General features: G+C 72.0%; 14 protein-coding genes. 8 read left to right on the top strand and 6 right to left on the bottom strand.

Annotated features, from left to right (window positions below):
- Nucleotides 1–81 precede the first annotated feature (81 nt).
- Both R0145_RS18475 and R0145_RS14245 read right to left on the bottom strand, forming a co-directional pair.
- Nucleotides 82–279 carry a VOC family protein gene (locus R0145_RS18475; RefSeq protein ID WP_411742125.1) on the bottom strand — a complete coding sequence of 66 codons (198 nt, stop codon included), beginning with the start codon at nt 277–279 and terminating at the stop codon, nt 82–84.
- A gap of 158 nt (nt 280–437) precedes the next feature.
- The gene (locus R0145_RS14245; protein ID WP_317837527.1) at nt 438–1,676 is read right to left on the bottom strand and encodes a glycosyltransferase; all 1,239 of its coding nucleotides are present in this window, start codon (nt 1,674–1,676) and stop codon (nt 438–440) included.
- 115 nt (nt 1,677–1,791) lie between these two features.
- Here R0145_RS14245 and R0145_RS14240 point away from each other — a divergent pair, with 115 nt between their 5' ends.
- A complete protein-coding gene (locus R0145_RS14240; protein ID WP_317837526.1) occupies nt 1,792–3,333 on the top strand; it encodes a methyltransferase in 1,542 nt (513 codons plus the stop codon).
- Nucleotides 3,334–3,337: 4 nt separating this feature from the next.
- On the opposite strand, the gene R0145_RS14235 is transcribed toward R0145_RS14240, so the two are convergent.
- From R0145_RS14235 to R0145_RS14220, 4 genes are all read right to left on the bottom strand, one after another.
- Nucleotides 3,338–4,876, bottom strand: a complete 1,539-nt coding sequence (locus tag R0145_RS14235) for a sugar transferase (RefSeq protein ID WP_317837525.1) — start codon at nt 4,874–4,876, stop codon at nt 3,338–3,340.
- Between the two features lie 182 nt (nt 4,877–5,058).
- A complete protein-coding gene (locus tag R0145_RS14230; protein ID WP_317837524.1) occupies nt 5,059–6,288 on the bottom strand; it encodes a glycosyltransferase in 1,230 nt (409 codons plus the stop codon).
- Between the two features lie 50 nt (nt 6,289–6,338).
- On the bottom strand, nt 6,339–7,700 hold the full coding sequence (locus tag R0145_RS14225; RefSeq protein ID WP_317837523.1) for a PqqD family protein: 1,362 nt from the start codon (nt 7,698–7,700) through the stop codon (nt 6,339–6,341).
- Nucleotides 7,701–7,709: 9 nt separating this feature from the next.
- Entirely contained in the window at nt 7,710–9,356 is a 1,647-nt protein-coding gene (locus R0145_RS14220) for a polysaccharide biosynthesis tyrosine autokinase (protein WP_317837522.1), read from the bottom strand.
- 148 nt (nt 9,357–9,504) lie between these two features.
- Here R0145_RS14220 and R0145_RS14215 point away from each other — a divergent pair, with 148 nt between their 5' ends.
- Genes R0145_RS14215 through R0145_RS14185 form a run of 7 tightly spaced genes read left to right on the top strand, consistent with a single transcriptional unit; the run spans nt 9,505 to nt 18,063 of the window.
- Nucleotides 9,505–11,526 carry a glycosyltransferase gene (locus tag R0145_RS14215; RefSeq protein WP_317837521.1) on the top strand — a complete coding sequence of 674 codons (2,022 nt, stop codon included), beginning with the start codon at nt 9,505–9,507 and terminating at the stop codon, nt 11,524–11,526.
- Complete coding sequence (locus tag R0145_RS14210) at nt 11,526–12,851, top strand: O-antigen ligase family protein (protein ID WP_317837520.1); 1,326 nt, start codon at nt 11,526–11,528, stop codon at nt 12,849–12,851. Before R0145_RS14215 ends, R0145_RS14210 begins: the two co-directional genes overlap by 1 nt.
- A complete protein-coding gene (locus tag R0145_RS14205) occupies nt 12,848–13,906 on the top strand; it encodes a glycosyltransferase family 4 protein (protein ID WP_317837519.1) in 1,059 nt (352 codons plus the stop codon). The genes R0145_RS14210 and R0145_RS14205 overlap by 4 nt, the downstream gene beginning before the upstream one ends.
- Nucleotides 13,903–15,084 carry a glycosyltransferase family 4 protein gene (locus tag R0145_RS14200; RefSeq protein ID WP_317837518.1) on the top strand — a complete coding sequence of 394 codons (1,182 nt, stop codon included), beginning with the start codon at nt 13,903–13,905 and terminating at the stop codon, nt 15,082–15,084. The genes R0145_RS14205 and R0145_RS14200 overlap by 4 nt, the downstream gene beginning before the upstream one ends.
- Nucleotides 15,085–16,023: a glycosyltransferase family 2 protein gene (locus tag R0145_RS14195; RefSeq protein WP_317837517.1), complete on the top strand. Its 939-nt coding sequence runs from the start codon at nt 15,085–15,087 to the stop codon at nt 16,021–16,023.
- A 40-nt stretch (nt 16,024–16,063) separates the two neighbouring features.
- Nucleotides 16,064–17,101: a glycosyltransferase family 2 protein gene (locus R0145_RS14190; RefSeq protein WP_317837516.1), complete on the top strand. Its 1,038-nt coding sequence runs from the start codon at nt 16,064–16,066 to the stop codon at nt 17,099–17,101.
- Between the two features lie 32 nt (nt 17,102–17,133).
- Nucleotides 17,134–18,063 (top strand): PIG-L family deacetylase, encoded by a 930-nt coding sequence (locus R0145_RS14185; protein ID WP_317837515.1) that lies wholly within the window; start codon nt 17,134–17,136, stop codon nt 18,061–18,063.
- Nucleotides 18,064–18,121: the final 58 nt, after the last annotated feature.

Genomic DNA, 18,121 nt, shown 5'->3' with positions numbered 1-18,121 from the left:
ACCGTTGCCGCTCTGCACGCTGGGGCTGCCGCCCTGCATGCTGGGAACGTGCCGACCCGGCCGGGGCGAGCTGATAGCCGCTCAGCCGTTCGGCCGGCTCGGGAGGTACTGGATGGCCCACTGGTTGCCGTCGGGATCCGCAAAGGTGACGAAGTGTCCCCAGGCGAGGACCTGGACGTCGCTCACGTCGACACCGCGGCCGGCGAGTTCGTCATGGGCCCGGTGGATGTCCGCGACGACGATCTGCAGGGACGCGGTGCCCGGCGGGACCTCACTCAGCCCCTCCCCGAAGGCGATCGAGCAGGCCGAGCCCGGCGGGGTGATCTGGACGAAGCGCAGGGTCTCGGTGCGGCGGTGTGTCCTCCATCACATCATGGGTGGGTGGTCCGGCACCATCCCCTCGGGCAGTCCGGTGGCCATACCTCAGCGTGACTGAATCAGTGCTCCACCGGACTCGGGGGCGTCCGGGGGTGCTTCCCCTCCCGGCGGCCGGCAGTGTCGCGCCATACGGCCTGGACGGCTGCGGCGGTCCCGGTGATCGCGAAACGCTCCTGAACGGACCACCACGCGGCGAGTGCCCGCGGCCGGGTCACCTCGGGATGCTCCAGCACCGTGTTGATCGCCTCCGCCAGGGCTGCCACGTCATGAGGCGGGACCAGCCAACCGAGTGGCTCGACGTCGGGATCGGGCTGCACGATCTCGGTCACCCCGCCGCCGCGGGTCGCCACGACCGGGACGCCACGGGCCATCGCCTCCACGATCACCTGACCGAAGGGCTCAGGCTGACTGGAGGCGTGCACGCACACGCTCATCCGGTCGAGCTCGACCGTCGTGTCCTCGACGAAGCCGACGAAGTCGACGGCGTCGGCCAGACCCAGGGCCTCGACCTCCGCCCTCACCTGCGCCTCGTACGCGTCCTCACCGAAGAGCGGGGCGCCGACCACCCGGAAGCGGGCCTCGGGATGGCGGGCCAGCACGGTCGCGGCAGCCCGGACGAACTCCAGTTGGCCCTTCGTCGGGCTGATCCGGCCGACGATCCCGACGACGGGGGGCCGAGGGGAGTCCCGGGCGATGGGGGAGGGGCCCAACTGGCGGGGGCTGAACCCCGGGTAGGCGATGGTGAGGCCCCTGGCGTTCGGCAGGGTGGCGGCGGTGCCGGCGGAGTTGACGATCACCCGGGTGGGCGCCCAGCGGGCCAGCCAGCGCAGCAGTTGGACCATCGGTGCGGGGAGGTAGTCGGAACTGATCCGGTCATGGATGTGCCACACCACCGGCCGACCGGCCACTCGGCCGGCGATGAGACCGATCAGGTCGGCCTTCAGCGAGGTGGTGTGGATGAGATCGGGGGCGAGCCGACGCAGATGCCCGCCCAGCCGCGCCGCGTACGGCAGCACCCGGACGGCGTTCACCAGTGCCCTGAACCCGCTGCCCGCGACATGCCGGTCGGCGTCGGCGACCCGCGGGTCGAGCGGCCGCACCTCGACCTCGTGACCGGTGGCGGCGATGGCCTCGGCGAGCGGACCGTCGCCGAACAGGATCGTACGGACCCTGATGTCGGCGTCGAGGTGATCGAGCAACCGGATCAGCGCGAGCTCAGCACCCCCCACCGCGCCGGTGTGGTCGAGCACGACGACCCGAAGGGCGTCCACTTCCATTGCATCCTGCTGTTCCCCCATGAGGCACACAGTAGCCACCCGGACCACTACTTTTGATACGTCCAATACGTGGGTGCACCGGGCGAGCGGCCCGCCGGGCGGTGACCGAGCCGTCGGGACATGCCACGATGGGGCCATGCCCGCCGATCCCGCCTCCGCCCGATCCACCCGCTTCGCCCGGCCGCCGTACGCGGCCGATCCGCGCCGGGTCGCCGATGCGCTGCGCGCCGCCGACTTCACCGTCGACCGGGTGGCCGGGCGGCTGGGGGAGCGGGCCGGGGCCGCGCTCGGACGCAACACCACCCTGGCGGCGTTGCGGGCGTTGGGTGGCGACGACGATCCGCAGGCCACGCTGCTGCGGCTGTTCGTCCTGCAACGGACTGTGGGGCGCGCCGCCGCCGAGCGGGCGCTACCCGGTCTGGTCGGTCCGTTGTCGGCCGACGGGGTGCTGGCCGAGGTTGCGGGCCGGGTGGCGGCGACGGTCGACATACGCCCCTACGGCGCCGACGAGGCCTCCGGGGCCGCGGTGGACGGCTGGGTGGTCGCCGACCACGTGCCGGGACTGGACGGTCGGGTGACCCGGACCCGGCCGGACTTCGTGCTGTCCGCCAGCCCCGCCTCGGCGACGCTGACCCAGCTGACCATCCGCCGGCCGGCGGGCCGGGCCCTCGATCTGGGCACCGGCTGCGGCGTCCAGTCGCTGCACCTGGCCAGCCACACCGAGCGGGTGGTCGCCACCGACCTCAATCCCCGGGCGCTCCGCCTGGCCGACCTCACCCTGCGGCTGAACGGTGTGGCGGACCGGGTCGAGCTGCGCGAGGGCAGCCTCTACGAGCCGGTGGCGGCGGACCGGTTCGATCTGATCGTCAGCAACCCGCCGTACGTGATGTCGCCGCCCCGGGACCCCGGGGCCCGGCTCAGCTACCGGGAGGGGGACTTCCTCGCCGACGAGCTGGTCGCCCGGGTGGTGCGTGGTGCCGGCGAGATGCTCACCGAGGGCGGCACCCTGCAGGTGCTGGCGAACTGGGCCCACGTGGCCGGGCAGGACTGGACGGACCGGCTGCGGGAGTGGATCGAGCCGACCGGCTGTGACGCGCTGGTGCTGCAACGGGAGGTGCTGGACCCGTACGAGTACATCGAGCTGTGGCTCGCCGATGCCGGACTGGTCGGGTCGGAGGAGTACGCCGGGCGGTATGCCCAGTGGCTGGCGTACTTCGACGGTCTCGGCATCGAGGCGGTCGGGCTCGGCTGGGTCAGTCTGCACCGGGCCGGTCACGACCGGCCGCACCTGCAGCTCGAGGACTGGCCACACGGTGTCGTCCAGCCGGTGGGTGCCGCGTTCGCCGCCCATCAACGCGGCGTGGCGCTCGCCCGTCGCAGCGACGAGGAGCTGCTCGCCACCTCCTGGCGGCTGGTCGGGACGGTCCAGGAGACGTACGGAGCGCCGGGGGCGGCCGATCCGGAGCACATCGTGCTGCGGCAGCGGACCGGATTCGCCCGGGCGGTGGCGGCCGACACCGCGCTGGCGGGCGTCCTCGGCGCCTGCGACGGGGACCTGCCGCTCGGGGTGATCATCGGGGCGGTGGCACAGCTGCTCGAGGCCGATGCCGAGGCGCTGCGGGTCGAGGTGGTCGGGCGGATCCGGGCCCTGGTGGTCGACGGGTTCCTGGTCGCCTGAGACCTCAGTAGGCGCCGGCGGAGGCCAGGACCGCCCGAGCGGTCCGCATCAGGATCATCATGTCCTGGGCCATCGACCAGTTGTCGACGTAGTACAGGTCCAGCCGTACGGTCTCGGTCCATGGCAGGTCGGATCGGCCCGACACCTGCCACAGTCCGGTGATCCCGGGCCGTACGTCGAGGCGGCGGTGGACGTGGTCCTCGTACTTCTCCACCTCCGAGGGGAGTGCCGGCCGGGGACCGACCAGGCTCATCTCACCGCGCAGCACGTTGAAGAACTGCGGGAACTCGTCCAGGGAGAGCCTGCGGATCACGTGGCCGACCCGGGTGATGCGGGGGTCCTTCGCCATCTTGAACAGGACCCCTCCCTCCGACTCGTTCTGGGCGCGCAACTGAGCCAGCAGCCGCTCGGCATCCACCACCATGGAGCGGAACTTGAAGCAGCGGAAGAGGGTGCCGTCCTTGCCGACCCGGACCTGCCGGAAGAAGACCGGGCCGCCGTCGTCGAGCTTGATGGCCAACGCCACCGCCAGCATGATCGGGGAGCTGAGCACGATCAGCGTGGCCGACCCGAGCACGTCGAACAGCCGCTTGCCCCAGCGGGAGGCGGCCTGGGACTGGGGCTTCTCGACGTGGACCAGCGGCAGCCCGGCGATCGGCCGCACCTGGAGGCGCTCGGCGGAGACGTCGGTCATCGTCGGCACCACGATCATCTGGCTGTGGTCGTTCTCGAGGTCCCAGGCGAGACGCCGGAAGTCGCGGCTGCTCGAGAAGGCGCCCTCGGCGCAGATGACGGCCTCGACATCGGCCGCCCGCACCGCTTCGCCGATCCGCTCGGTGGTGCCGATCACCTTGATGCCACGGGGGGTGCGCAGCGACGGCTCGGCCGCCGGGGTGATGGCGCCGACGATGTCGTACCCGAGCCAGGACTCCCGCCGGATCACGGTGGCGATCTCGTCGATGGTGTGGGGGTTGCCGGCCAGCACGACCCGGTTGAGGAGCCGGCCGGCCGCCCGTGCCCGCTGGACGCCCCGACGGATGCTGAAGCGCCCGAGCAGCAGCAGGGCCAGGCCGACGGTGAACTCCAACAGGAAGAACCCTCGGGACAATTGGCTGTGGCTGAGGTAGAGGACCGCGGCGGTGAGACCCGCGGTGATGCCGGTGGCGGTCACCACCGCCTGGTACTCCACCGACCCGGCGCCCATGTTCTTGGTCCGGTAGAGCCCCCAGGATGCGAGCAGGCCGATCCACAGCGGGACCTGCCACAGTGCCATCCCGGTGACCACCGAACTCACGTCGGCGGCGTCGGGGAAGATGGCCAGGGAGTTACGCCCCAGCACGCCGATGACGGTGGCGAGCAGGAGGGCCAGCAGGTCGGTGGCGACAGCGGTGGCGCTGATCAGCCGCGAGGATCCGCGGCCCCGAGGCAGCGGCACGACCAGGCCGGCCTGGTCGTGTGCCGGGCCGTCCTCGGGTGCGATGGGCTCCGCGACCGTGCCGACGCGGGCCGCTGTCTCGGTGCTGGTGGTTGCCTCCGTGCTCATGTTTCCCCCGAAACCTGAACGTCGGCGACCCGTGCGCCGGATCGCCGTGCGGCGACCGGTTGGTCGCCTAGCTCGACTGACGGGGTCATTCAAGCACCGAAGGACGACGCTTTGTGAATTGGGAGCCCGTTCCGGAACGCTCCCGGCGGACCCCCTACCGGCGGTCCGCCGGCTCGGCGCCGTCATCGGCCGGCCAGCGCGGCGACTTCGGTACGGATCCGGTCGATGAACCGGGCCTCCGAGAAGTCGTCGGCGTGACGCTCGATCGCTGCGGGATCCCATCGGTGCGTCCGCCAGGTCCGGACCGACTGTGCGATGGCCTCGGGGGTGGCCGCCTCGAAGAACGCGCCGCTGGTGGACGGGTCGACGGTGTCCAGGTAGCCGCCGGCGTGCAGGGCCAGGGTCGGGCGGCCGAATGCCGCGGCTTCGAGCGGGGTGAGACCGAAGTCCTCGTACGACGGGGCGAGCAGCGCCACGGCATGGGCGTACGTCCACCGCAGCTGGGCGTCGCTGAGCCGGGACAGCAGCCGGGTGTTGGCCGGTGCCTGTGCCCTGAGCTGGTCGGCGAGGGGGCCGTGGCCGACGACGACCAGGCGCTCGTTCGGCAGCGATCGGAACGCCTCCAGCGCCTGGTCGACGTTCTTGTACGGCTGCAGGCGGGAGACGATGAGGTGATAGCCGTCCTGCCAGTCGACCAGGGCGGGGACCGGCTGGCGGGGCCCCGAGGCATCGATGCTGTGCGGCGGCGGGACCAGACCCGCGTCGATGCCGTACGTGGTGGCGATCCGCCGGACGACCACCCGGGAGTTGCCCAGGTAGCGGTCGGCCCGGTGGGCCGCCCGTCGGTCCCAGGCCCGTAGCGGGCCGCGCAGCGGCGCCAGGGCGAGCCGCTGCGGCGACAGCCTGCCCGCCTCACCGAGGTATTCGTCGGACTGGTAGAGCCAACGGGCCGGGTTGTGGCAGTAGACCAGCCGCCGACCGTCGGTGGGGAACGCGTGCGCCCAACCGCTGGACGAGGCCACCACCACGTCGGCGTCGATCCGCATCCGGCTGCTCGCCCAGGCCAGCAGCGGGAGGGCGAGGCGGGGGTCGTGGCGCAGCGCCCCGATCCGGTTGAGCGGTGAGGTGACGATGTGGGCGTCGCGGAAGTCGGGGAAGGTGCCGTCCGGGTCGTAGAGGGTGGTGTGGATCACCGCATCGGGGAAGGCGCGCAGCAGTGACAGGACGACCCGCTCGGCGCCACCGCGCTGGGTCAGGTAGTCGTGGGCGAGGGCGATCCGCAGGCCGGTCAGGTCGACCGTACCGGCCGTACGGTCCGCCTCCTCCGGCGGCGCCGAGCCCGGCCGGGAGGATCCGTCCGGGGGTGCCTGGGTCTCCGCCGACGGCCCTCCGGTCGGCTGCTGAACCGTCATCTGCGCCCTTCCGTGCTCGTCCGGTGTCCTGGTCTGTCCGGTTCGGTCGATCAGCGGCATGTGCCCGGGCCCGTTCGCCGGAGAATGCCGCCGGACACCAGCATGTCGACCGCGTCGCGGGCGGCGTCCTCGATGCTTCCCTGTGGAGGGTGACCGAACTCGGCGGCCAGCCGACCGGCGATCTCCGCATCGGTGCGCGGCTGGTCGCACAGCGCGACGATGGCGCGGCCGACGTCGCTGAGGCGGACCACAGTGTGCTGGTAGAGCAGCAGGAGCCCGTCCGCCAGGGTCAGCGAGTCCTCCGGTTCCACCCGGAGCAGGCCGCCGTCGCAGGCCCGGAGCGGGTCTGTCCCGGGCGACCGGTGGCCGGCGTCGTGGCTCCGCCGCGGTGGTGCCGGCGTGTGCCGCGTCGGGGCGCTCGGAGGCTCCGTGCCGCCCCGCCGGGGAGGGCGGTCGGACGTCGGGAGGGGCTCCTCGGCCAAGGAGGTCAGGACGGGGACCAGCTGTGCCGCCTCGCGGTAGGTGCAGCGCAGCACCGGGCCGGTGCCGGCGAGCAGCTCCGACAGCAGCTGGAGCGGATGGTCCAGACTGCTCAGGGCGGAGGACTCGGGCGCCAGTGCGATGACGGCCTCGGGCAGCTCGAGGGGCTCCACGGTCGGCGGTCCGCTGTGGGTGTCGGTCCGGTGCAGCAGGACGATCCGGCGCAGCCACGGGTCGGCCGGTGCCGGGAGGAGGTGCAGGTCGTCGGGTGAGCTCTCCCGCTTGGGAGCGGCGGTGCCGTCCTGCCGGATCGACAGCGGCTTGGGATAGGGGAGGACGGACCCGTCGGCGGTGATCCCGACGGTCTCGTCGGTGAGATAGCCGAGGGTGCGGCCGAGCACGCGGGACAGTGTCGTCTTGCCCGTGCCGCTGGAGGCGACGTACGCCACGGTGGCGCCGGTCGCCGGATCGGCGCACGCACCCGCGTGGAACATCAGGAGTCTGCCGGTCTGGGCAGCGATGAGGGCGCGGGTGACCGCCTGGGTGGTGTGTTGCAGGACCGCATCGAGCCGGTGGCCGTCGACCTGGACCACGTCGGCGCCGGGGCCGGCGTCCGGTGCCTGGTCGGGTGCCGGCAGTGCGGACCCCAGCCGGACCGCGATCGGGTCGGTGACCAGTGCGCCGTCGTCCTGGGTGGGGTTGCCGTCCTGGGTGAGACAGCCGTCGGGGGTGAGACAGCGCGACCACGCCGCGGTCAGGGAGGTCCGCAGTTCCTCGGCCCGCTCCCCGAGCAGCCGCACCGGGACGCGGCAGGCCAGGCCGTGCAGCGTCAGCGAGCAGGCTCCCGCCGTGGGCGGGGTCGCCGCGGTGGTCGGGCGGGTGTCGGGCGTGGTGGTGGGGCCGGCGACGGCGGGGACAACGGGTCGGTGCACGTCCCGCGCCTAGTCCGCGAACCTGCGCCCATGACTGGGCTGGGTGGTCGGGGGCACCACGGCGTTGATCGCCGTGTCGTCCATGTCCTCACTGGTGGTAGGCGCCGGAGGTGACGGCAACGGACGGAGGATCCCCTGCGACCGGGCGAAGTGTGAGTCGCTCTGCGGCGGCGCGTACGGCGCGCCCTGCGGCGTCCGGGCCGCCTGGTGCTCGTCGCCGTCCGAGGGCCCGGAGAGCCCCGGGATGGCCGCCGGGGTGACCGGAACGGCCTCCTCCAGGCTGCCGTTCCGGGAGGCCACCGCCTCCCGCCGACGCCTGTCCTTCTTGCCGCGACCGTACGCGTAGTAGCTGCCGTACCGTCCGGCGTCGTCGTTCGGCACCCGGTTGAGCGCGAACCCGGCGACCGTGGCGTCCACCGTCTGGAGCTGCCGGACCGCCTGGGCCAGGTCCCGCTTCAGGGTGCAGTTCACTCCGACCACGACCAGCATCCCGCCGACGAGCCGGTCGATGAGCACCGGGTCGATCACCGGGAGCACCGGGGGGCTGTCCACCAGCACATAGTCGTACGCCGCCAGCAGCTCCTCGAAGAGGGTGGCCATCGCCGTCGACCCCAGCAGCTCGCTCGGATTCGGCGGGATCGCGCCGGACGGGAGTACCTGCAGGGTCGAATCCCCCCACTGCTGCGCCGCCTGCGCCACCGTCGTCCGGCCGAGGAGCACGGTGGTGAGACCGACGTTGCCCTCCAGGCCCATCGCGGCGGCGACCGACGGATTGCGCAGGTCACCGTCCACCAGCAGTACCCGGGCCCCGGAATCGGCCAGGGCGATGGCCAGGTTCACCGAGGTGGTCGTCTTGCCCTCACCGGGCATCACCGAGGTGATGACGAAGGAGTGCTTTCCCCCGGTGGTGACATCGGCGAACTGCAGGTTGGTCCGAAGTCTGCGGTATTCCTCGGCGGGTACCCCGTGCGGATCGTCGGTCATCAGTGTTCCCGCGTCGGTGCCCTTCGGCAACAGGCGGAGGGCGCCGAGGATCGGGCGGTCCGACACGGCGCGTACGTCGCGCTCGGACCGCACCCGGGTGTCGAGGAACTGCCGCAGCATGGCCAGGCCGATGCCCAGGGCGAGGCCGGCGAGGAGCCCCAGCGCGACGTTCTGGACGAGGTTCGGCGCGACCGGGCGGCTGGGGACCTCGGCCGGGGTGATGGTGGTCGCCTTGACGTTCTGGCCGGTGGCGAGCAGCCCCGGGACGAAGTCACGACCGATCGAGGCGAGCTCGGGGCCCACGGCGTTCGCGGCCGCGGCGGCCGTGGTGGCCGAGCTGGAACGGGCGCTGATGTCCAGCATCGGTGAACCGTCGGTGACGGCGGCGGTGACGGTCAGCGACGTGCCGGGGGCCGGCTTCAGCGAGTCCCGCAGCGGCCCCATCACCACCGGGGAGTCGACGAGCCGCTGGAAGGTGCCCAGATCGTCGGTCGTCAGTGTGTACCCGCCGGGCTTGGTGGAGTCGGCGGCGAAGAAGACCTGGGTCGTCGCCTCGTAGGTCGGCTGGATGCGTAGGGTGGCGGCCACTGTCGCCGAGAGCACCAGGAGCAGGCTGACCACGACGGTCTTCCAGCGGGACCCGAGGACAGCCAGGAACTCTCGGAACTGCACGGTTGCTCTCCAGTCATCGGTCGATAGATAGGTGTGTGCCCGACGTTTTCGTCCTCGACATTTTCACACAGCGGGCGCCCAGCCGGCGCTGTCGGCCCAGTCGGCTAGGGTGGGGCCCGCACTTCAACTGGTCCGGAGGGGGGCGGCCGTGCGCGTGCTGCGGATCTTCCACAGCGGTGTCGTCGACAGCTGGCGGGAGCGGGAACGCGCCCTGGAGCGGGCCGGCGCCGACGTCACCCTGCTGACCGCCCGACGTTGGGACGAGGGCGGCCGGATGGTCGACCTGACCCTCCGACCGGGCGAGAAGACCCGCGGTGTGGCGACGATCGGGCGTCACCCGGCACTCTTTCTCTACGACCCGCGGCCGCTCTGGCGCGCCCTCGGCGAGCACTGGGACGTCCTCGACATCCACGAGGAGCCGTTCGCCCTGGCCACCGCCGAGATCCTCGCCCTGAGCCGGCTGCGCCGCCGCCGTGCGCCGTACCTGCTCTACTCGGCGCAGAACCTCCGCAAGACCTATCCGATCCCGTTCCGATGGTCGGAACGGATCGCCCTGCGCCATGCGGCCGGGGTGCAGGTGTGCAACACCGCCGCCGGACGGATCTGCGAGGACAAGGGCTTTCCCGGCGCGGCGCGGCTGATCCCGCTGGGTCTCGACACCGACCATTTCCGTCCCGCCGGGAGTGGCGGGCCCCGGCGCGACCCGGAGGGGCGTGTCGTCGTGGGCTACGCCGGGCGGCTGGCCCGTCACAAGGGCGTCGATGTGCTGCTCGACGCGGTGGCCGGCGACCCTCGGCTGGCTCTGCGCCTCGCCGGGGCCGGTCCGGAGGAGGCGGAGCTGCGGGCCCGGGTGACGGGCGGCGGCGCCGACGGCCGGGTCGAGTTCCTGGGCCCGGTCGACCAGGCGGATCTTCCGGAGTTCTACCGCGGGCTGGACGTGCTGGCCGTGCCCTCGCTCACCACCCGCTCGTGGGTGGAGCAGTACGGTCGGGTGGCGGTCGAGGCGATGGCCTGCGGCACCCCGGTGGTGGCCAGCGACAGCGGCGCCCTGCCCGATGTGGTCGGCGGCGTCGGCCTGCTGGTGCCGCCCGGCGACCCGGCCGCGTTGCGGGAAGCACTGCTGCGGGTGGGACACGACGAGCAGTTGGCCGCCGAACTGCGGGCCCGGGGGCTGACGCGTGCCGCCACGACGTCCTGGGATCGGGTGGCCGAGGACCTGCTCGCGATGTACCGGGCCGTCCGGCACGAGCCCGACCCCGCCCGGTCCGGGCCGGCCGGCACGTCCACGGCCGAGGCCGTCGAGGACCGGAGCGTCGAGATCGTCCTGGTCGCCTTCCGCTCTGCGGAGCTGGTCCGGCGTGCGCTGACCCCGGTGGCCTCTCTGCCGGTCACCGTGGTGGACAACTCCTCGATGCCCGAGATCCGGGCGATCTGTGCGGAGCTGGGGGTGACTTACCTCGACTCCGGCCGCAACGGGGGCTTCGCCTACGGGGTCAACACCGCGCTGCGGCACCGCCGGCGACCGGCGGCGGACGTGCTGCTGCTCAACCCGGACGCGGTGATCTCGATCGAGGACGTCGAGGCGCTCCACGCCGCGTTGCTGGCCGATCCCGGGCTCGCCAGTGTCGGCCCCTCCCAGGTCGACGGGGCCGGGCACCCGTCGCGGGTCGCCTGGCCGTTCCCGTCGCCTCGCGCGACCTGGCTGGAGGCGATCGGTCTGGGCCGGTGGAACCGCCCCGACCGGTACGTGATCGGGTCGGTGCTGATGCTGCGGGCCGAGGCCCTCGCCCAGGTCGGGGGGCTCGACGAACGCTTCTTCCTCTACGCGGAGGAGACCGACTGGGCGTATCGGGCAGCACTGCTCGGCTGGCGCCACGCCGAGGTGCCGAGCATCACCGCGGAGCACCTCGGGGCGGCGACCAGCACCGACTCCGCCCGGCGGGACACGCATTTCCACGCCTCCCAGGAGCGCTACCTCCGCAAGCACTTCGGTGCCGTCGGCTGGCAGGTCGCCCGCGCCGGCCAGGTGCTCGGGGCGGCGCTGCGGGCCGCCGTGCTGACCGGCGAGCGCGGCCGGTCCGCTGCCGCCAGGGCCCGGACCTTCGCCAGGGGACCGGTCCGTGTCGAAGCGGCACTGCGGGTCGACGAGGCACGGCAGGGGGAGGCCTGATGGCGGCGCTGATGGCGACTCGAGCCGGGCAGCGTACGGTGTGGCTGCTCGGCGGCGTGCTGGCGGTGGGACTCGCCCTCGGGGTGGGGTATCTGGTGCCGGCCCGGCCGATCCTCGCCGTCGCCGTGGTGGGTGTGGTCCTGGTCCTGGGGCTGACGATGGCCGACGTGGCGGCGATCCCGCTGCTGGCCGTGCCGCTGATGCTGGTGGTGCGGCGGGTCGGCGGTGCCGGGCTGGACCTGTCGATCTCCGACGCGGCGCTGGGCGCGGCGACACTGACCGCCCTGGTGTTCGCGCCGCGGCCGTTCAGTCCGGCGCTGCGTGGGCTGTTGTGGCTGTCGAGCCTGTACCAGTTCGCCACCCTGTTCACGGTGATCGCGAACCCGTACGTCGCCGGGGTGGTCGAGTGGTTCCACACCTGGGCCCTGGTGGCCGGGGCGCTGATCATCGGCTGGACCATCGGCCGCTCGGGCCACGCCCGGTCGGGCCTCAACCTGCTCCTCGGCACGGCCCTGGTGCTGGCGCTGATCACCCTCTTCCAGGGACTGCGCCAGTACGCCACGGGTGATTTCGGTCCGGTCTACCTGTACTGGCCGTACGACATGCACAAGAACTTCGTCGGCACGATGCTGGGGTTCGCCGCCATCGTGGCGTACGCCCGGCCACTGTGGCTGGGGTGGCGCAAACGCTGGGCGCTGACCGCCTTCACCGTGTACGCCGTCGCCATCATGATGACCCAGTCCCGACAGGCGCTCGTCGGGCTGGCGGTCGCGCTGGTGGTCATCGTGATGCGCGGTGACGCCCATCGGCGCCGATCGAAGATCATCCTGGCCCTGGTCGTCCCCGCCACGGTCGTCGTGGTGATGACGGTGCGGGAGCAGTTGGCCTCCGGGAACGCGTACAACTCGGCCAACACCCGACTGGCCTGGCTCCGGGACACCGTCGCCTACTGGGCCACCTCGCCGTGGGTGGGCCACGGCCTGCGCTACTGGTACCGGCCCGGGGAACCGACGTTCCAGCCGCCCAACGCCGAGATGGAGGTGATCGCCGCCGCGGGGATCGTCGGACTGGCCGCCTTCCTGGTGCTGATGATCGGGGCGCTTCCGATCCTCTGGCGGCTCGATCCGGCGTACGGCACCCTGGCGGTGGCCGTCCAACTGTCGCGGATCTTCTCGGGCCAGCTCGATCTGTTCTGGGTGACCGCCCAGGCCTCGGTGCCGTTCCTGGTGATCGGCATCTGTCTCGGCGCCCTGGACCGGGCCCAGCGGCAGTCCCCACCGGCGCCCGTCCTCGCCGCGTCCGGAGCAGGCTGGGGGAGCGGATGAGCCGGCGTCCGCTGCGGATCGTCCACTGCATCAGTTCGGCCGCGTTCGCCGGAGTGGAACGTCACGTGGCGCTGCTCGCCGCCGGGCAGGCTGCCGCCGGCCATCCGGTGGCGGTGATCGGCGGTGAGGGACGTGCCATGCACGCCGCCTTCGGTGGGCGGAACGTCCTGCACCGGGAAGCCTCCTCGGTCACCGAGGTGATCCGGGAGCTCGCCGCCTTCCGGCACAGCGACATCGTGCACGCCCACATGACCGCGGCGGAAGTGGCGGCGACCGTCGCTCCGGCCGTCCGGTCCCGGCCGGTGGTCGCCACCAGGCACTTCGCGCAACGGCGGGGGATGAGCCGCTCCGGCCGTCTGGTCGCCCCGGTGGTCGCCCGGCGGCTGGCGGCCCAGATCGCCATCAGCGGGTACGTGGCACAGGCGATCGACGGGCCGAGCACGGTCGTGCATCCGGGGGTGCTCGACGCCCCACCGGTCGCCCCGGAGGATCGGCGGCGTACGGTGCTGGTCGTCCAGCGGCTGGAGCGGGAGAAGCGGACCGAGGATGCCATCGAGGTGTTCGCGTCGTCCGGACTGGCCGATCAGGGCTGGCGGCTGACCATCGCCGGGGACGGCTCGCAACGGCGCGACCTGGCGGATCTGGCCCGGCGGCGGGGCGTCGGCCCGGTGACCGACTTCCTCGGCCATCGCCGCGACGTGCCGGCGCTGATGCGGTCGGCAGGTCTCCTGCTGGCACCCTGTGACATCGAGGGACTCGGCCTGACCGTGCTGGAGGCGATGGCCGAGGGCCTGCCGGTGGTGGCCTGCGCCGCCGGCGGACATCTGGAGACCGCCGGTGTCGCGCCGGGCAGCGCGCTCTACCCGGCCGGCGATCTCTCCCGCGGGGCAGGCCTGCTGTGCGGCCTCGCCGCCGATGAACAGCAGCGGCGCAGGTACGGGCAGGCACTGCGCGACATCCAGCGCCGACGATTCACCGTGGAGGCACAAGTGGCGGGGACCGACGCCGTCTACCGGAGCGCGTTGGGTGGGGACACCGGAGGCGTACCGGCATGAGTGCCCGGCGGCATGTCCATGTGATCACCCCCGGCGACCACTACTCGCCGCGGACCGGCAGTGCCATCCCGACCGTGGTGCACGGCCTGTGCGGCAGCACACCGGCCGGCGAGCCCCGCCCGGCGGTGGTGGTGCGCCGCGACACCTACCCGGACCGGTACGACAGTGCCGACATCATCGAGTACGACGGGGCCCGTCCGCTGCCGCTCGGGCCGCGATCGGCGCGGTACCTCGACGGCGGCCTGGGGAGCCTCGGCCTGCCGCGGGTCTCGGCCCGCCACGACTTCGCCGCGACGGTGTGTGACCAGGGCTCCTGGGAGCCGTCGATCGTGCTCGCCCACAACGCCCCCCAACTGGTGCCGCTGATCGACAGCCACCGGCACGTGCCGGTGCTCTATGCCCACAACCAGCTGCTGCGGACGTACCGGAGCTGGGAGTCCCGCCGGGTGCTGTCCCGGGTGGCCGCGATCATCTGTGTGAGTGAGGCCCTGGCCGAACAGACGGCGGCGTTCCTGCCCCGGTCGTTGCGCGACCGGCTCCGGGTGGTGCACAACGGGGTGGATGTCGAGGCCTTCCGGAGGGAGGGCGCGACCCCGGCGGAGCGGGAGACTGCCCCGGCGGGCTCCGGGCCGCTGCACGTCGTTTTCGTCGGCCGGATGATCCCGGACAAGGGTGCCGATGTGCTGGTCGACGCGCTGGTGCGGCTCGACCGCCCGGACATCCGTCTCACCCTGGTGGGGTCGAGCGGGTTCAGCGCGTCCGATCCGCTGACGCCGTACGAGCGGGAGGTGCGGGCCGGGGCCGCGACCCTGGGGGACCGGGTGGACATCCGACCGTTCGCGCCGCGCCGTGAGGTGTCCCGGCTGCTGCAGGGCGCCGATGTGGTGGTGGTGCCGTCCCGGTGGCCGGAGCCCTTCGCGCTCACCGTGCTGGAGGGGATGGCGGCCGGTGCCGCGGTGATCGGCTCCGACATCGGCGGGATCCCCGAGTCCGTCCGCGGGGTCGGGATCCTCGTGCCGCCGGGCGACAGCGCCGGCCTCGCCGAGGCGCTGGAGGGACTCACCGACGACCGCGCCCTGCTGGCCCGCACCGCCCAGGCCTGCCTGCGGTATGCCCGGGCGCACGACTGGTCGACCGCTGCCGCGGCCCTGCGGCAGGCGCTGGACGGGGTGGCGTGAGTGGCCGCCGAGCTCCTGGCTGCCGACCACTCCGCGCCCGTCGAGGGCGGACCGCTGGTGTCGATGATCATGGCGACCAACCGGGTGTCGCCGTTCCTGCGCGAGGCGCTGGACAGCATCACCCGGCAGAGCTACCCGGATGTCGAGATCATCGTGGTGGACGACGGCTGCCCTGATCGTGTCGCGTTGGCGGAGCAGTTGGGCCGCTTCCCCGGCCTGGTCGTCGTCCGCCAGCGGGCCTCCGGCGTGTCGGTCGCCCGCAACGTGGGGATCGACCGGGCCCGGGGAGCCCTGGTGGGCTTCTTCGACGACGATGACCGTTACCCTCCCGATTGGGTCGAGCAGCATGTCCGGGCTCACACCGAGCTGCCCGAGGTCACGCTGACCTATGGCGACGTCCGGTCGATCGATGCCGACGGGCGTCTGCTGGGGCTCGACGTCTCACGGCAGGCGGATCTCCATGACATCTTCCGCCGGGACGTGGCGGTGTTCGCCGGGTCGATGGTGGTGCGCCGGGACGCGCTGGTCCGGGTCGGCGGCTTCAGTCCGCTGCTGCGCTACGCCGAGGACCTGGATCTCGTCCTCAGGCTCGCGCTCCAGGGCCCCCTCCGGCACGTGGCGGGAGCCGTCATGGACTACCGGACGCATGCCGACAACGTGACCCGCGGCCATCGCGAGCTGGTGGCCGCCATCGGCGATGTGATCGACTGGCATCGGGCGGCCGCGCTCCGGGCCGGCCGCGACGACCTGGTCCGGGACCTGGCGACCAGCCGGGCCGCGAACGGCCGGTTCGCGTTCTGGAGCGCCCAGCGGGTGGCCCGGACGGAGCTGAGATCCGGCGGAACAGCCGCCGCCGTACGTGAACTGCTGTGGGCGGTCCGGGCCGCCCCCACAGCGCCGCTGAGCTGGCTGCGCAAGCGGCTGGGCAGGAGATCCTGAGGTGAACACGTCGGCTCGCCCCCGAGTGAGCACGAGGACAATGAGCGAGAGCAAGGGGACACCGGCCGAGGGTCTGGTGAGCGTCATTGTGCCGGTGTATGACGTCGAGGATCTCCTTCCCCGCTGCGTGGATTCCGTTCTCGGACAGACCTACCCGTGCTTCGAACTGATCCTGGTCGACGACGGCTCGCCCGACCGATCCGGTGAGATCTGCGATGACTATGCCGCCGCCGACTCGCGGATCCGCTGCGTACACCAGGCCAACGGCGGATTGTCGGCTGCCCGGAATGCCGGTGTCGACATTGCGGCGGGGGAGTTTCTCACCTTCATCGACAGTGACGACTGGGTCGACCCGGACTATCTGGCGGAGCTGATGAAGCTCCTCCGGTCAGAGGATGCCGACATCGCTGTGGGTGGGTTGTTGCGCACCGGCGCTGGGCCCGACGACCCACTGGACGGTGGGTTGACCAAGCCGCTGACCCTGTCGGGCCACGAGGCCCTCACGGCGCTGTACGGCGAATTGCGTGTGCTGCTGACAGTGGCCTGCGGCAAGATCTTCCGCACCGAGCTGTTCACCGACCTGAGGTTTCCGGTGGGCCGGCTGCACGAGGATATCTACTCCTCGTGCCGACTCCTGCACTGCGCGCGCCGTGTGGTGCTGACCCCCGAGCCGCGTTATTTCTACTGGCAACGCCCCGACAGCATCATGGGCGCGGCCCGTGGAGGGTCGTGGAGGTCACTGTCGGATTCCATTGAGAACTACCTGGACAATGCCGCCTTCCTCGGCGAGGTCGGATTCTCCGACATACAGATCCGGGCACTCCGGATGGCGACCGATTACTATGCGGACTTGGTGAAGTTCCATTCGGTCACGTCCCCCGCTGATTCCGCGGAATGGAACGAACAGGCCGCCGAGCGGCTCAGGAAATCCGTCCAGCAGGGCTTGGCGTCCTGTCCGGGCCATTACTGGGCAAGAGCCCTGCTGTTCGTCAAGCTGCGGTTCCCCCGGACGGTCGGATCCCTTGCGGCTCGGATCAGAGGTTGGGGGCTGCACCATGGGTACGGTGGGCGCACGTGAGCGAGGGAGGGATGGGCGAGATGAATCCAGGGGTGGCGGAAAGCGTGAACGAGGATGCGTTGACCGATTGGGGAGAGGTGCTGCTCATCTCGCCGCATCTCGATGATGCATTGTTGAGTGCCTACGAAATTGCCCATCGCACCGGGGCCGAGGTCTGGACTGTGTTGGCAGGAGATCCGGATGAGCCGGTCACAACCTGGTGGGACCAACTGTGCGGTTTCCCCGACTCGCACACCGCGATGACCGCGCGGCGGGCCGAGGATGCCGCCGCCTGCGCGGCCGCCGGGGTGAGACACCGTCACTTCGACGGATTGGATGCGACGTACACCACACCTTCCCGTCGCGCCCGGGACCTGGGTCAGCTGCAGCGCAGCCTGTTGGACTGGGTGCAGGGCCGGCGTGGCCGAACCTGTACGGTGGTCCTTCCGGCCTGTGCCGGCATCCCGATCCTGTCGCGGTTCGTGGATCCGATGCTCCGAACGGTGTGGCGCCCCGTCCCGGCCTTCCCGACCACCACTCCGGTTCCCGCCACCCGCCGCCTCAGGACCCTCCTGGGCAAGGTCGTTCGCCGAGCGGCGAACTACGAGTACCGTCTGCGACTCGCTCTGGCCGGCGGGGGGCAGGGCCCGAACGTCAATCCGGACCATCTCACGGTGCGCGACGCCGCGCTGGCCGTTCTGGCCGACCAGCCGGGGCCGACGGTGGTGCTGATCGAGGACCTGCCCTACCTGTGGGGAGCTCCCGCCGACGGCCAGGTGGCCCGGATCGCCCGGAGGCACGGGTGGGTGCCGGCGCCGCTGGTGCTGCCGGTCGACAGAGCCGCCAAATGTGCCGTCGTATCGCACTACGCGTCTCAGCTGGCGGCGGTGGACCCGGAAGGACGACTCCGGACTGCCGAGGGCGTGCCCGGCACGGAAAGAGCGTGGGTGATGAGAGCCGGTACGCACCAGGACGGTGCCTGACCCGGTCGCCTATAGTCGCTGTCGACTGCGGTCCTGCTCTGTCGATACCGCCGGGTTG

The organism is Raineyella sp. W15-4 (genome assembly GCF_033170155.1).
GTDB lineage: Bacteria > Actinomycetota > Actinomycetes > Propionibacteriales > Propionibacteriaceae > Raineyella.
Note: the sequence above shows the minus strand (reverse complement) of the source record. Positions and strands in the feature narration are given on the sequence as shown.